The sequence below is a fragment of the Deltaproteobacteria bacterium genome (assembly GCA_013151235.1).
Classification (GTDB): domain Bacteria; phylum CG2-30-53-67; class CG2-30-53-67; order CG2-30-53-67; family CG2-30-53-67; genus JAADIO01.
Genome location: JAADIO010000022.1, coordinates 45,146 through 59,899, shown reverse-complemented (window position 1 = coordinate 59,899; position 14,754 = coordinate 45,146). Strand labels below are relative to the sequence as shown.

The 14,754-nt window shown below is 59.5% G+C and carries 8 protein-coding genes; all 8 read left to right on the top strand.

The window, feature by feature from the left end; all coding sequences use genetic code 11:
• The first annotated feature begins 5 nt into the window (after positions 1 to 5).
• The 8 genes from GXP58_04105 (at position 6) to lysA (ending at position 14,748) form a co-directional block, all read left to right on the top strand.
• Positions 6 to 4,994: a hypothetical protein gene (locus GXP58_04105; protein ID NOY52785.1), complete on the top strand. Its 4,989-nt coding sequence runs from the start codon at positions 6 to 8 to the stop codon at positions 4,992 to 4,994.
• Between the two features lie 402 nt (positions 4,995 to 5,396).
• Positions 5,397 to 6,836: a hypothetical protein gene (locus GXP58_04100; GenBank protein ID NOY52784.1), complete on the top strand. Its 1,440-nt coding sequence runs from the start codon at positions 5,397 to 5,399 to the stop codon at positions 6,834 to 6,836.
• The gene (locus GXP58_04095) at positions 6,833 to 9,046 is read left to right on the top strand and encodes a hypothetical protein (protein ID NOY52783.1); all 2,214 of its coding nucleotides are present in this window, start codon (positions 6,833 to 6,835) and stop codon (positions 9,044 to 9,046) included. The genes GXP58_04100 and GXP58_04095 overlap by 4 nt, the downstream gene beginning before the upstream one ends.
• Before the next feature lie 38 nt (positions 9,047 to 9,084).
• The gene (locus GXP58_04090) at positions 9,085 to 9,912 is read left to right on the top strand and encodes a formylglycine-generating enzyme family protein (GenBank protein NOY52782.1); all 828 of its coding nucleotides are present in this window, start codon (positions 9,085 to 9,087) and stop codon (positions 9,910 to 9,912) included.
• A 104-nt stretch (positions 9,913 to 10,016) separates the two neighbouring features.
• Complete coding sequence (locus GXP58_04085) at positions 10,017 to 10,721, top strand: DUF1573 domain-containing protein (protein ID NOY52781.1); 705 nt, start codon at positions 10,017 to 10,019, stop codon at positions 10,719 to 10,721.
• Positions 10,722 to 11,050: 329 nt separating this feature from the next.
• Positions 11,051 to 12,415 carry an argininosuccinate lyase gene (gene argH, locus GXP58_04080; GenBank protein ID NOY52780.1) on the top strand — a complete coding sequence of 455 codons (1,365 nt, stop codon included), beginning with the start codon at positions 11,051 to 11,053 and terminating at the stop codon, positions 12,413 to 12,415.
• Between the two features lies 1 nt (position 12,416).
• Positions 12,417 to 13,436, top strand: coding sequence for a fibronectin type III domain-containing protein (locus GXP58_04075; GenBank protein ID NOY52779.1), 1,020 nt, complete (start codon positions 12,417 to 12,419; stop codon positions 13,434 to 13,436).
• A gap of 52 nt (positions 13,437 to 13,488) precedes the next feature.
• Entirely contained in the window at positions 13,489 to 14,748 is a 1,260-nt protein-coding gene (gene lysA, locus GXP58_04070; GenBank protein ID NOY52778.1) for a diaminopimelate decarboxylase, read from the top strand.
• Positions 14,749 to 14,754: the final 6 nt, after the last annotated feature.

Genomic DNA, 14,754 nt, shown 5'->3' with positions numbered 1-14,754 from the left:
CTTCCATGCGTAAGACAGCCATTCAGATTCTGATGCTGGTCCTGGGCGTACTTTTTGTCGCCTCGCTGGCGACGAATGCCGTTGCCCGCGGCAGGCGCAGCCGGGGCCGCCATCTCAACTCACCCAAGAAGAACTATCTCATTTTTACCAACTATGAGTTGGGGATGCACTGTACCGGTTTTGATTTTTCCTATTGCTGCGTCCTGCCGCCCTTCAACTCGATCCAGGCGCAGGCGGTGAAAACCGGTGCACACCCGAAGCAACTCACACCCGCCGACAACATTAAGCTCGGCTATGAGTTCAAGGACAATTCCTTCTCGGAGGGAGCAAAGCTGGCCTACTGGACAGTCCCCTATGATGCCGGGAACGGCACCGAGAAATGGGCCGACGGTAGTCCCGACTCGAACGTCAACGGGACCACCACCGACCCTGAGGACATGTTGTCGAATGTTGAGTTCGACTCTCTCTATACTTACAATCCCTTTACCGGGAAGGATGCCGGCTCCGGCATCGGCGTTTCCGGCGGTGCCGGTCCGGGTGATCCGCCCGTTCTCCCCTTCCTCGAAGGCGGCAAGGCGGCGGGTGCCCTGGCGACCGATCGTATCTCTGTCGGTGGTGCCTCCCTCAATATTCCCCAGGACCACGGCCCCACCTTCGGGGCGATGGCCAACAAGCTTGCGGACAAGTCGGCCGATGCACTTAACGGCTTAGGTCTCGGCCGTCCAGGCCTCACCTATGTGGGCAATGAGGGGACGGTCGTTTATACCTATACCAAGATCATTGATGCCGCGGGCGCCGGTCTCGGCCTCGATGGCATGCGTCTCTCCGATGTGCCCGTGGTTCTGACGACCGCCGATGTTTGGGATGTTGTCGGCATTGCGCTGACCCCGTTCAACGACTCCCTGGTGGTGGGCAAAAACATTACCGACATCGCCGAGAGCGATTTCAGGCCCTTTCAGGAGCAGTGGGTCTACATGTACAACGCTTCCACCGGCAACCAGATGCTGCAGCACGATGGAACACCGGTGCAGTTTTTCGGCACCGCCCCAATCGACTCCCCGGCATGTGAAAAGTGTCATGGCTATGATCCCGCCAGCGGAACCATTCCCGCGGGTGATCCGGGTGGTCACGCCTTGCAGGAGTATAATTACTGGCTCGCCCAGGGGGCCACGGGATATTATGCCCGGCTGAAGTCGGCGGCGGTGGGGATGCTCGGTATCCACGATTCCGATTTCGGCACCAACTTCCTTGGCAACTACGACCCGAGTGGTGTCGGGAACAACCGTCTCGGTCGGCAATCAGTGATGTGTCAGTCATGTCACGCAGATAACATCGTAGGCCGTTTCCAGGCCGGTGACCGCTTCTGCGACAACCAGTCTCCGTCCGTGCCGGCAGCCTCCGAGGCGGAGCGTTACCCTGCCAGCCGGGACAATGTCGGCAACCAGGCGCTGACCTATGCCATCCATATGCGTCATTCCGGCGCTGTTGAGCGTACGCTGCCGGATAACAACGGCCGCGCCGGCAACTGCCAGGCCTGCCATCCGGCCCATACCCAGAACGGCGACATGACCAACTTCCCGCTCAGCTACCAGGGGACGCTGACCTCCGTCGCCCAGACGGACATCCGTGACTCCGTGGGCTGTTTCACCAATCGGGACGTTCATGGCAACATGGACCGTAACAACGAGCCGGACGATACGCCCAGCCACCTGAACGCCATCGGCCAATGGTACCTGGATAACGTCGATGCGGGCACCGGCAAGGGAATCTACTGCACGAACTGTCACAACCGGCTCGCCTCCGAACTGTGGAAAACGGACACCGGGATCGGCGATCCCACCATTCCGGGTTCGACGGCGCGTCCCGCGACCTCAACCCTGCGTGATTCGGGGATTCCGTCGATTGCCGCCGCACTGGGTGTCTCCGTGTCGGACCTGACCTCCAAGTACATGGACCCGAAACTGCGGACCGTCACTCCGACAGGCGGCACCAACGTCTACGAGGACAAGGAATGCGATCTCTGCCACGGTGCCGGCGGTATCGGTGGACTGGGACCTGCGATTGCCGGCGAATCGGCTGAAGACCTCCTGGTTGCCACGCAGAACGCTGCGGCCGAAGGCCTGATGTTCGGCGGTGTCGATACGCCGCTGACCGAGCAGGAAGCAGTGGATATTGCCTCCGAACTCGGCGGTGAGACGGTGATTGATGATACCAATGACCACTACCAGTACAAGGGGATGGGCGGCGAAGTTGTCCCCGGTGTCCCCTACGGTGTGGTGACCGACGGGAGTGACTTCTGGGCCTCTGCGGGTGAGCCGCACTGCGCCGACTGTCACGCGTATCCATTTGTCGAGTCCCAGGGGATGAATCCGCCCTGGGCCGAGCCCGGCAAGTACGCCCTCATGCGCCACTCCAAGGGTCACGAGAGGATCGCCTGTCAGTCGTGTCACGAGTCGACCCACGGGCTCTACCCGGTGTCGCCGCTGAACGATCCGACGACCCGCAACGCTGCGCTCCAGTATAATGCCAACGGTTCGCACGGTCCCGTTACCTGTGGCGCATGTCACGTGACCAACAACGGCGGTGTACCGACAGTCGCGGCGAAGAAGAAGGTGAACGGCGTAACGATCGGCACCAACTATGACCTGGCGGTGATCTACATGCATACCGTGCGGGACGCGAGGAGTACCCTGCCGACGGTCGAACGAAACGCAACCGACAACGGGTTGGGCCTGCCGCTCGGCTACGGGCGCACGATGATTCCGGAAGCCCCGGCCAACGACGATTGCGCCAATCACAATAATATGACCGGTCTTGCACTTCACGGTACGGTCGTTGATACCTCCACGGCGAAGGTTGCCAATGCCTCCGTGGTCTTTGTTTCTGCTGCCGATGTGGAGGCGAGCAGTTCCATTCAGCCGATTGAGGATGTCGCCAACGCAGTGATCGGCGGGTCCAATTCCAACGGCGGTTTTGCGACCACCGCAGCTGATGGCAGCTACAATTTTAATGGTGTGCCGCTGGCCGACGGTGATTACTATGCCTGCGTCATCCCTGCGGGGAGCGATACGGCACACCTGCCGTGGGCTCGGCGTGAAACTCTCAAGGTGGTCAACGGCCACGTAGTCAACATGCCGGCCTTCGGTGACATCACGATTTCGATGACACCGTCCACCTCGGCGACCTACGTCGGTTCGTCTACCTGTCTTGGGTGCCATGCGAAGGGTTCGCTGAAGCACACCCTTCACTTCCTCGGATTCCGCGTTCCGGATCCGTCCAACCCCGGCTATACGATGGCCAACAGTCTGCAGGATATGACGAGTTGGGCAGCCAACGCTGATGGTGGCTTGGCGGCATTCGCCAATGGCGACTGCATTAGCTTCTCCGCCCAGGGCAACACCCATTACGCCAAGCTGGGTTACTCGGGGGGTACGCCCACAATGCAGATGGCGGATAACGCCACATGCAGCGGGAACCTTTCGGCTACGTACAACGTTGCTTTCACCTATGGCGGTGAGGGAGTTGCCAAGCAGCGCTACATGCTTCTTGTCGGCGCCAATGGAGAGCCGGGAACGGCGCACGTGCAGGCCGGCGGTTCCTCCTATTATTATCCGGCTCCGTTCCAGTGGAACGAGTCCGGATCCGACCCCGCTGCCTTCGGGGAGAACGGTGAGTTCTCCGGTAAGTGGTCCACACCGACCACCATGGGTGCCGACGTTTTTACACCCGCAGGCCTTGGTACGACGCCTACGGGTGCACCCACCGAGTCCTTTGGTGTTGACTGCGCCGGCTGCCACGGCGGTGTCGGCATTACCAAGGATAGCAACGGCAATTTCATCACCCAGTACATTGACCAGGTCGCGTCCAACGTCTACGCCGGCAACATCGGCTGCGAGCGCTGTCACGGTCCGGGTTCCGAACATGTGGCAAACGGCGGCGAGGGCTACAATATCGTCCAGCCGGATCTTCTGACTCCGGGACGTCTGACGATGGTTTGCGGCACCTGTCACCAGCGCGGTCACGGTCACAGCGTCCTTGATTCAAGCGGCGCTCATGCGGGCTTCGCTTCCGTGGGAGATCTCACTGTCGATCCGGCGATTACGGTCTTCAAGCCGGGGATGAGTCCCGCCGAGTACTACGGCACCGCAGACGGCACCGGCCTGGCTCCCGACTTCGGGACCGTCGGCGGATACTGGGAGGCGATCGACTATACCACCGATCACCATAGCTGGCAGGATATCGGTTATGAGTCGGCCAACCCCTTCGTGACTTCTACTGCGGCGGGGAATGTAACGCAGGTGACCGGTTCCTTCAACCATTCGAAGGGCCACCACCAGCAGTACTACGACGTGGTGCGTACGACGATGTACAAGAACGACATGGAGATGGTGACCTGTATCGACTGTCATGACGCTCATGGCGGTCCCAGTGCCGCCGGTGTGGTCGAAGAGCATCAGCTCACTGCCAACGGTGATAACAACGCTCTCTGCCTGGGTTGTCACAACAGTTCCCTCAGAGCACCGGGTGCGGGTGAAACGACTCCGGACGAAAGCCTGGAAGGCGCCGATCCTGCGAACTTCCAGTTTGTTACCCAGTCGATGGCGGATGATCTTGCCGCCGGGACCACGACCCCGACCGATGAGGCCACGATCGCCTCCGAGGTGATGCGTCACATAGGGAAGTGGGTGAACAGTACTATGAGTTACATGACCTATGATCCGGTGGGTAGCGGTATGGGGCGATGCACCAACTGCCATATGCCGAAGACGGCCAAAACGGCGCGGTGGGAGAACTCCCTCACGGATGGTTCGAACCAGTACCGTGAGGGGGATATCCACTCCCATACCTTCGACGTGGTGACCACGGAGTTCGTAGATGCCATGAGGACCGATCTGGCTGCAAACGGTGACCCCGATCCTGCGGGAGATACCACGCCTGCGGGGATGACAAACTCGTGCGGTTATTGCCATGTGGGTGCCTTGTCGAACCCGTAAACATTATGAACCCGGCGGGTCCCAATCCGCCACAGCACAAAGGGGGTGGGCCTTACGGTCCACCCCCTTTGGTCTATTATGAAACCATCAAGAGGTGATCTCACCGCAGAGACGCAGAGGCCGCAAAGAAAAACAAATCGATGTAGGGGGCGGTTTACAAACCGCCCCGGTCAAAGGCTAAAAGCGGAAAGCGCCTTCTCGCAAAGGACGCCAAGGGCGCAAGGAAAATCAAAGACAAGCGCGGAATCCCCCTCAGTCCCCCTTTAAAAAGGGGGAGGCGCCGGAAAGGGGGGGTAGGGGGGATTTGCAGGTTCGAAAAATGCGGGTCTTAACCCCTTGACAGTATACGGTTTTTCGGGTACTTTGCGAAACACTCATTAAAGCGGATGTTGGAGGTTATTTATGAAGAAGCTTTCGGTCGTCGTTTCTCTTCTTTTCTCCTTTCTGGTACTCCTTGCCGGCACGACCCTTGCAGCCGATGCGGCGAAGGGGAAACCCGCAGGGGAATCCGGCGTCGTCGCCACCGTGGACGGCCTTGCCATCCACGACTGGGAGGTGATCCAGGCGATTGACTCCACCCCGCTGCAGGCGTACGCGGATCAACTTAACTCCTCCGGTCAGGGACGGCGGGTGAAACAGGCTTTTCTTACGAATCTCATCAACCAGCGTCTTCTCTATCTTGAGGCAAAGTCGGAAGGGCTGGATCAGAGCGAAAAATTCCGTACCCGCCTGAAGGCGTGGGAGATTCAAACCCTCGCCGACCTCTATACCCGTGACTTCTACAACCGACGCAGCAAGATTACCGATGCAGAGGTGGAGGCTGCGTGGAAGAAGGAGAAGAACACCAAACATGGTGCCAACAAACTTGATGCCGAGATGCGCCGGGTTATGCGTAACAAGCTTGCCGCCCGCCGTTTCGACGAGGTACGTAAGGAACTTGCGGAGAGTTTGGGAAAGACGCTCCGGGTGGAGGTGAAGGATGCCGATATTGCACTGAACGATGACGATAAGCGACAGCCGGGGCAGGTAATCGCCACGGTTGCAGGCGAGCCGGTGACCTGGCGATGGGCACGGCCTCGCCTTAAGAACAAGAAAAGTACGGGGGAACGGCGTGCCGAACTTCTTGCCATGGGAGTTGAGATTCTCAAGGCACGCAAGGCACGCGGCCTCGGCCTCGATCGGGACCCCACCTACCGGCACCGCCACGACGACTTTGTGCGCGACCTCACCGCAGCGCAGCTCGTGACGAAATTGCGTAAAAAGTATATCCCCACGGATAAGGCTTTTGCCGAATACTACAAGGAACATCCGAAGGACTTTACCATTCCCGAACGGCGGCGTCTGCAGCAGATCGTGGTGAAGACCAGGGCCGAGGCGAAAGCGTTGCGCAAGCAGATCCTCAAGGAGACTACCGAGGACTACGATCCTTTCTACAAGCTCGCCCAGGAGCGCTCCATCGATCCGTCCGCCGGGCGGACTTCGGGGGTCTTGGGATGGATCACAAAAGGGAGGGGGAAGATCCTTCCCGAGTTGGAAAAGGCGGCCTTTGCCTTGAAGGTAAAAGAGGTCAGTCGGCCGGTGAAATCGCCGCTCGGGTGGCATCTCATTCGCACCCTGGAGCGAGTCGCACCGGAGCAGCTTTCCCTGAAACGGATCAATAACAGCGACAAGCGCGAACACTACAATGAATTCTTCTTCAAGAAGAATATGGGACCCTATCTGGCGGAGCTGCGCAAAAAGCACAAGGTCGTTATCGATCCGGACTGGTTCGGCCGGGTGACCCTGCCGACGGCAAAACGGGGTAAGGCGTTGCCGCCGGCATCCTCCGGAGGTCAAAAGTGAGCGCTTATTGCACGAGGATTGTCCTGCTGTTCCTGGGCATGGTTGCGTTGTTTCCGGTTAGGGCACCTGCCCTGGAAGAGTTCCATGAGCCCCAGCACCGTTATGTAATCCTGATCCATTCGGAATTGGGGATGCACATCACCAGCTTCGATTTCAAATATACGGCCGCCCTGCCTCCCTTTAACAGCGTGCAGGTACAGGTAATCCGTACGGAAGGATCGGACGGGACGCCGCCGAAACTGATGACCCCGACGGACGGTGTGCAGCCCGAGTTCGGTTTTCAGGGAAATTCCTATTCCTCCGGCAACAAGCTTTCCTACTGGGGGGTCAAGTATGATGTTGACCGGAACGGGGAGCGGCTCGATCCCTTCGACCAGCCACCGGTCGAGTTCATCCGTCCCTATTATACCTACGGTCGGCCCGATGGCGTCCGACCGGCCGGGGCGACGGCGAAGGATCGCATTTACGTCTGGAATACCCACCCTCCCGATGACGACCATGGGATCACCGGCCGGCGCATTACTGATTGGCCGCCGATTCTGAAGCGTGATCGTAGTCTTCACTATACCGGCGAGAGCGGCGTACGCTTTTTCGTTGACGGAGAAAACGACACGACCGATATCCCGATCCCCCTCGCTCCGCCTGATCTGTGGGATGCCGTAGGGTTACCGCTTACTCCCTACCTCGACTACTCGCGCGGAAACAAAAGCCTCCGTTCGGGCAAGGAGGTGGAGTACCAGCCCTATCAGCGGGTGATCATCACCTTGCGGGACAAAGCCGGCCGTTTCGTGATGGATCGTGACGGCAGTGTCATGACCGCCATGGGGGTAATCCCCGTCGATGCTCCCTCCTGTGATCGGTGCCATGGCACGAAGCGTGCGAACGGCGACCGGGCGAAGAAGTACCGAGCGGAATACAGCTATTGGCTGAAGACCTACAGTGATTCTACCGAGCATTTCTCCACCACCCAGGCGGCGGCCATTTCCATCCTCGAACTTCACGACAAGGACGAGCAGACCCATTTTACCTGGAACTACAGCAACAACTCGAGCCTCAACCGCCTGGGTCGCCAGACGGTTTTCTGTCCCTCGTGCCACGCGGATAACGTCATCGGTCGTCTCCGGATGAACGACAGCCCCATGACCAATATTGCCGACTCGAAGGTGCGGGCGCGGTTGTCGCTGACCGAGGCGATACACAGAAAACATGCCGAGGTGATGCCCGCTCCGGACGCCGGGGGGCGGCCCGGGAACTGTCAGATGTGCCACCCGGCCCACTCGGATGCGGGTCGGTTCGATCGTTTCCCCGTTACCCGGGATGGCGCCAACCGGTACGCGAAGGGGGACAACCGGGATGCCGCAGGCAGTTACACCGGCCGCGACGTCCACTCAAACCCGTACCGGGCGGCCGAACTGCACACAAAGAGTCACCTGAACGCGATCGGGAAATGGTACCTTGATACCGTCTGGGATGAGGAGGGCAAGGACCGGGGGCTCTATTGCACGCACTGTCACAACCGACTTTCCATTGCCCTTTACCGGGCGGACCGGCTGACCGATACGGCGACGGGCGCGGGAGCGGGATTGCGGAATAAAACGATCCCGGAAATTGCTGCGGTACTCACCGGCGGTGACGTGCAGCAGCTTATCGACCGCTACCTGGACCCGAAGGTAGTGAAGGGGCGGGACAGGAACGAAGCTACCTGGGAGCGGGGCAAAGGGGCACCGCTCGGGTACCGGAAGAAAGACGGCACGGTGTCGGCAACGGCAGTGGACGGTGCCGTTCCTGTCTCTTATGGTGATGTCTCCGGCAGCAAGGATTACTGGTTTTCAGCGGGTCTGCCGCATTGCGCCGACTGTCACGCTCCGCCCTTTGTGGAATCGATGGGGGGTGGTTTTTTCCCCGTCGATCAACCACAGAAATACAGTCTGATGCGTTTTTCGAGTGCCCATGCCGGGATCACCTGCCAGGGGTGCCATCAGGCGGCCCACGGCCTTTTCCCGGTCAATCCCCTGGGCAATGACGAGGTGTCGCCGCAGCAGGCGGTCCAGTACAACCCGGATGGTTCCACCGGACCCGTGGAGTGCAGCGCGTGCCATCGCACCACGCCTGCCGGCGTTCCGTTGCTCGCTCGTAACATCAACTATCGCGGCACGCCGATCGGTAAGGACTACGACCGTGCCGTTGCCTGGGCTCATGCCGATCGGTGATCTGCCGGTCGATATCCATAAGAATTGGAGATTTTATTATGTCCCCTTACAGAATGGTTTTTCTCCTTCTTGTTTTGATCTCCTTCGGTTCCGGCTGTAGCGGGAAGCCGGAGCAGCATGCGGCGAAAGAGGTGGCGCAGCATGCCGAGCAGCAGTCTGCAAAGCCGCCGGCGGTGATCCCGGGAATGACCTATATCCCCGCCGGCTCCTTCCGGATGGGAGCGGACGACTCGTACGACGATGAGGCGCCCGCTCATCTCGTGGATCTGCCCGCCTACTATATTGATACTCATGAGGTGACCGTGGGCGAGTACCGCAAATTTGCCGAGGCGACCGGACGGACCCTGCCGGTGGAACTGAAGAACCCGGTGATGGGCAAGGACGAACTGCCGGTGGTCGAGGTGACCTGGAAGGATGCGGATGCCTATGCGAAGTGGGCGGGAAAGCGTCTCCCCACGGAGGCGGAATGGGAAAAGGCCGCACGGGGCACCGACGGGCGCCGCTATCCGTGGGGTAATGAGCCGCCCTACCACGGGGGCCGCTATTGGGCATGCTACTCCGCGACCCTCTTCCACAACCCCATCTACACCCGCACCGTTCCCGGGGACTTCTATGCGACCGATAGTTCGCCCTACGGGGTTCGCAACATGGCCGGGAACGTCTCCGAATGGACAGCGGGTGTCTATACCCCGTACCCCGGCAATGAGATGTCGAACAGACTGTACGGCAAGGGGATCCACGTGATCCGGGGGGGGGCATGGAGTTCAAATGCCGCGCTGTTGCGGATTACCCGACGGCAGGCGATTGCCATCGAAGGTTATCACCACAACGACGTCGGCTTTCGGTGTGCAAAGGACGCGGAGTAACGGCAACCACAGCATTAACCACGGAGAGAAACAAAGTCAAAAGTCAAGCCCAAAAGCATGAGCCACACGCGGTGCAAATCCCTCCTGGAAGAGAGGGCGGCGCCATGATACGAAAGATCCTGGCCGTTGTTCTTATGATGATGCTCTGTGCTGCGGTTTCAGCGGCCGTGGGGCCGCGAGTGGCGGTCTCTTCGCCGGTCTTTGACTTTGGAACGATTCTCCAGGGGACCCAGGTGGTACACCGCTTTGAACTGGAAAATCGGGGGGACGAGACGCTGGAGATTTACAAGGTGGAAACCACCTGCGGTTGCACCGTTGCCCGTGACTACCCGCGTGAGATCGCCCCGGGGAAGAGCGGCGAACTTCTCGTGGTTTTTAACTCCCGGCACAAAAGGGGTCCCCAGTCGAAGGGGATTTCCCTCCTGACCAACGCGCCGGACGGGCGATTCCTGCTCCGGATCAAAGGGAATGTCCTGGAACCCGTTACCGTGAATCCCCTGATTTGTAACTTCGGCCTGGTTCCTCCGGGGAAGGTGGTCTCCCGGTCGGTGACTCTGTCGAATCACTCGGCGAAGCCGATCCATCTTGAGGTCGTAAAACCCTTCGATACCCGCCTCAGGATCTCTGTCGACGATCCTGCCGTGCCTGCCGGTGGTGAGATCAAGGTGTCGGTGGCGTTCGTCGGCAAGGCCGAACAACCGGATTTTTCCGGCCTTGCCCTGATCCGTACGGACCTTCCTCAGGTGCCGGTTGTCACGTTCCGTATTATCGCCCGGGGAGCGGCATCGAACAATCCCGTTGCGGAGTGATCGGTTTCCTCTCGCCGGGTTGCCTTGTCTGCGGCGAAAACTTTGACCGCCGCGAATCCACGCCGACTGTCGATTTTCCGGTTAGACATCCATTCAGGTGGATCTGCCCGCCTGTTACATCTTCCTTCAGAGCCCTTTGAAGAAACCATGACGGTTGACGGATGGGTATGATTCCCTCCTTGACATCGAATCGGCCGGTTGATAAGATGTCCGGCCAAGATGTGATAGATCTGTTTGTCAATACTTTCAAATAGATAGACCCCCTTTGATGATCCGTAAAGGAGTGATCTTTGAAGAAGAAACCTTGGGGCGGGCGCTTTACGAAAGCAATGGATAAGGGCGTGGAGGCCTTTACCGCGTCGGTCCATTACGACAAACGGCTGGCCCCCTACGATATTGAAGGGAGCATGGCCCACTGCCGGATGCTGGCCCGGCAGAAGATTATCCCCTCCGCGGATGCAAAGAAGATCCTGCAGGGGCTTCGTTCCATCGCCCGGGAGATTGAGGGGGGGACCTTTCCCTTCCGTCCTGAGCTGGAAGATATCCACATGAATATCGAAGGGCGGCTCATTGAGAAGATCGGTGACGTGGGCGGCAGGCTCCACACGGCCCGGAGCCGGAACGACCAGGTGGCCCTCGATACCCGCCTCTTTCTCCGGGATGCCATCGGGGGGATTGATGATCTCATCCGGGGTCTGATCCTCATTCTCATAGAGAAGGCGAAGGCCGGGGAGGGGGTGATCATGCCGGGTTTTACTCATCTTCAGATCGCCCAGCCGGTGTTGTTCGCCCATCATCTTCTGGCCTACTGTGAGATGTTCCTCCGGGATCGGGAGCGCCTGACCGAATGCGCGAAGCGGGTCAACCGCCTCCCCCTTGGATCCGGGGCCCTTGCCGGGACCCCTTTCCCGATCGACCGGGAGTTTGTGGCCGATCAGCTCGGTTTCGAGGGGGTTACGGAGAACAGTATGGATGCCGTGAGCGACCGGGATTACCTGGTCGAATTCTTCACAGCGGCCTCCCTGATCATGATGCATCTTTCCCGTTTCAGCGAAGAGCTGATCCTCTGGTCGAGTGAGCCCTTCTCTTTCGTCGAGATGGGGGACGACTACGCCACGGGGAGCAGTATCATGCCTCAGAAAAAGAATCCCGATGTGCCGGAACTGGTCCGGGGAAAGACGGGCCGGGTTTACGGCCACCTCATGGCGATGCTGACGAACCTGAAGGGGCTGCCCCTCACGTATAACCGGGATCTCCAGGAGGACAAGGAGCCCCTCTTTGATACCGTCGATACCGTCGTTGGGTCGCTCACGGTATTCGCCGGGATGATCAAGAGTCTGACCATCCGGCGGGAGAGGATGGAGTCGTGTGCAACGAAGGGGTTTTCCACGGCCACCGATCTGGCGGATTACCTGGTCCGGAAGGGACTTCCCTTTCGCACGGCTCATGAAGTGACGGGGAAAATCGTCCGGTTCTGTATGGACGCGGGTCGGGGGCTTGAATCCCTCTCCCTGCAGGAGATGCAGAGCTTTCACCCCTCCATTGAAAAGGACATCTATGGTGTGCTTACGCCGAAGGCGTCCGTTGCCTCCCGGGACATTCCCGGTGGAACGGCACCGGCCCGGGTCAAAAAACGGATTGCGGCGATCCGGCGTAAGGTTTCCCCTTCTCCCCGCCGCGGCCGGAGTGGTTAGGATGGCAGGATGTCGGGTCGGGGTTTTTCTTCTCCTCGGACTGCTCTGGACGGCCTGTGGTGTAAAGACCCCTCTTGTCTCTCCCGATCTTGAACTCCCAAAGGCGGTGGGCGGGTTTGAGGTCATCATCCGGGGCAAGACGGTCCTTTTTACCTGGCCGGCGCCGGACGGGAAGCATCGGGAAGAGATCAGTGGATACCGGCTCTTCTACGAGGATCTTCTGGCGGACCGGCAGCGGGGATGCAACTGCCGCCGTTTTCACGACCTGGCTTTTGTCGATCCGGTGTCTTCGGAGATCGTGGATGGTCGCCTGCAACTGAAACTTGATATCGATCCAGTGTGGATGGGAAAGCTCTACAGCTATCTCGTGGTTCCGGTAAGCCGCAAGGGGTTTGCCGGGGCGGAATCGGAGGAAGAGGTTGTTCTCTGGGAGCCGTCTCCTCCGCCACCGTCTTCTCTGACGGCGGTGCCGGGGGATCGGACGGCGACCCTGCAATGGAAATCGCCGCCGGGTGAGAGTGTACGCTACCTTGTTTACCGGCGAAGCGGGAAGGCCGCCTTTCCGCTTCATCCGGTGAATGCCGTTCCCCTCGGGAAGCCCCACTTTGAAGAGGGGGGACTGCGGAACGGAACGACCTATCATTATGCCGTACGGAGCATTGCCGCCGGGGGGCCACCCTGGATCGAAAGTGTGTCTTCGCCCGAGGTTTCGGTCATTCCCCTGGACCGGAAGGCCCCGGCGTCCCCTATAGGGATAGAGGCGATCGCGGGTCCGGGGCGGGTCAGGCTCTTCTGGGAGGAAAACAAAGAAACGGACCTGGCCGGTTACCGGGTTTATCGGCGGACGAAAAAAGAGAAGAATGCCCGCTTTATCGGAGAAGTGAAAACCCCGGGGACGGCCTTCACCGATTCTTCGGTAAGCGCCGGGGTACGTTATGAATATTCGGTCACGGCCTTTGACCATGCCCCGGAACCGAATGAAAGCGCGCCTTCGCGCAAGGTGACTGTGGTTGCACAATAAAGAAACCGGCTTCGAAAAAAGCCGGTGTTGAATCAAATTCAAAAGGGATTTCATGCATCATTTCAAGTATCGGGGGGATCAGTTCTATTGTGAGGATGTCCCGGTCCGCGAGATCGCAGAGGCGGTCGGCACCCCGTTCTATCTATACAGTACGGCCACCCTGGAGCGGCACTATCTGGCCTTTGAAAAGGCACTCAAGGGGACGCCGCATCGGATCTGTTATTCCGTGAAGGCGAATTCCAACCTGGCGGTCCTTGCTCTTTTTGCCCGGTTAGGGAGCGGTTTCGATATTGTCTCCGGCGGGGAATTGATCCGGGTTCTCCGGGCCGGAGGAGATCCGGGCAAGGTTGTTTTTTCCGGTGTCGGTAAGGGGACGGAGGAGATCCGGGCGGCCCTTGAGGCGGGGATCCTCCTCTTCAATGTCGAATCCCTTCCGGAGTTGCGTGAGATTGACCGGGTTGCCGGATCGATGGGCAAGACGGCGCCCGTTGCTTTCCGGGTGAATCCCGATGTCGATCCGAAAACCCACCCCTACATCTCGACGGGATTGAAACGGAACAAGTTCGGTATTCCCATCGAAGAGGCGGGTTCGGCCTATCGGCTGGCGGTGGAGCTTGACCATGTGGAGCCGATCGGCGTTGATTGTCATATCGGTTCCCAACTGACGGAGATGGCCCCTTTTCTCGCCGCCGTGGAGAGGGTAAAGGGGTTGATCGGGGCGCTGAAGGCCGAGGGGATCGCGATCCGCTACTTCGATCTGGGCGGGGGGCTCGGGATCAGTTACGACGAAGAGGAGCCGCCCCATCCCACGGAGTACGGCCGGGCGTTGATCCGGCATACGCAGGAGCTGGACTGTACGATGATCTTTGAGCCGGGCCGGGTGATTGTCGGCAATGCCGGGATTCTGGTGACCCGGGTTCGTTATACCAAGGAGAATCTCGGCCGGAAGTTCATCATCGTCGATGCCGGGATGAACGATCTGGCCCGGCCGAGCCTGTATCAGGCCTATCACCGGCTCCAGGCGGTGGAACGAAAGATTACGGAAAACATTACCGCCGATGTGGTCGGCCCGATCTGCGAGTCCGGGGATTTCCTCGCACAGGATCGGGAGATTCAGCCCTATGAGCAGGGCGACCTCATGGCTGTCATGTCCGTCGGGGGATACGGTTTCGTCATGTCCTCGAACTACAATACGCGGCCCCGCGTGCCGGAGGTCCTCGTTTCAGGGGGGCAATACCATATCGTCCGGAAGCGGGAGACGGTGGAGGAATTGATGGCCGGCGAGTCGATTCCTCCAATTTTGCAGCAATGAGGGTTC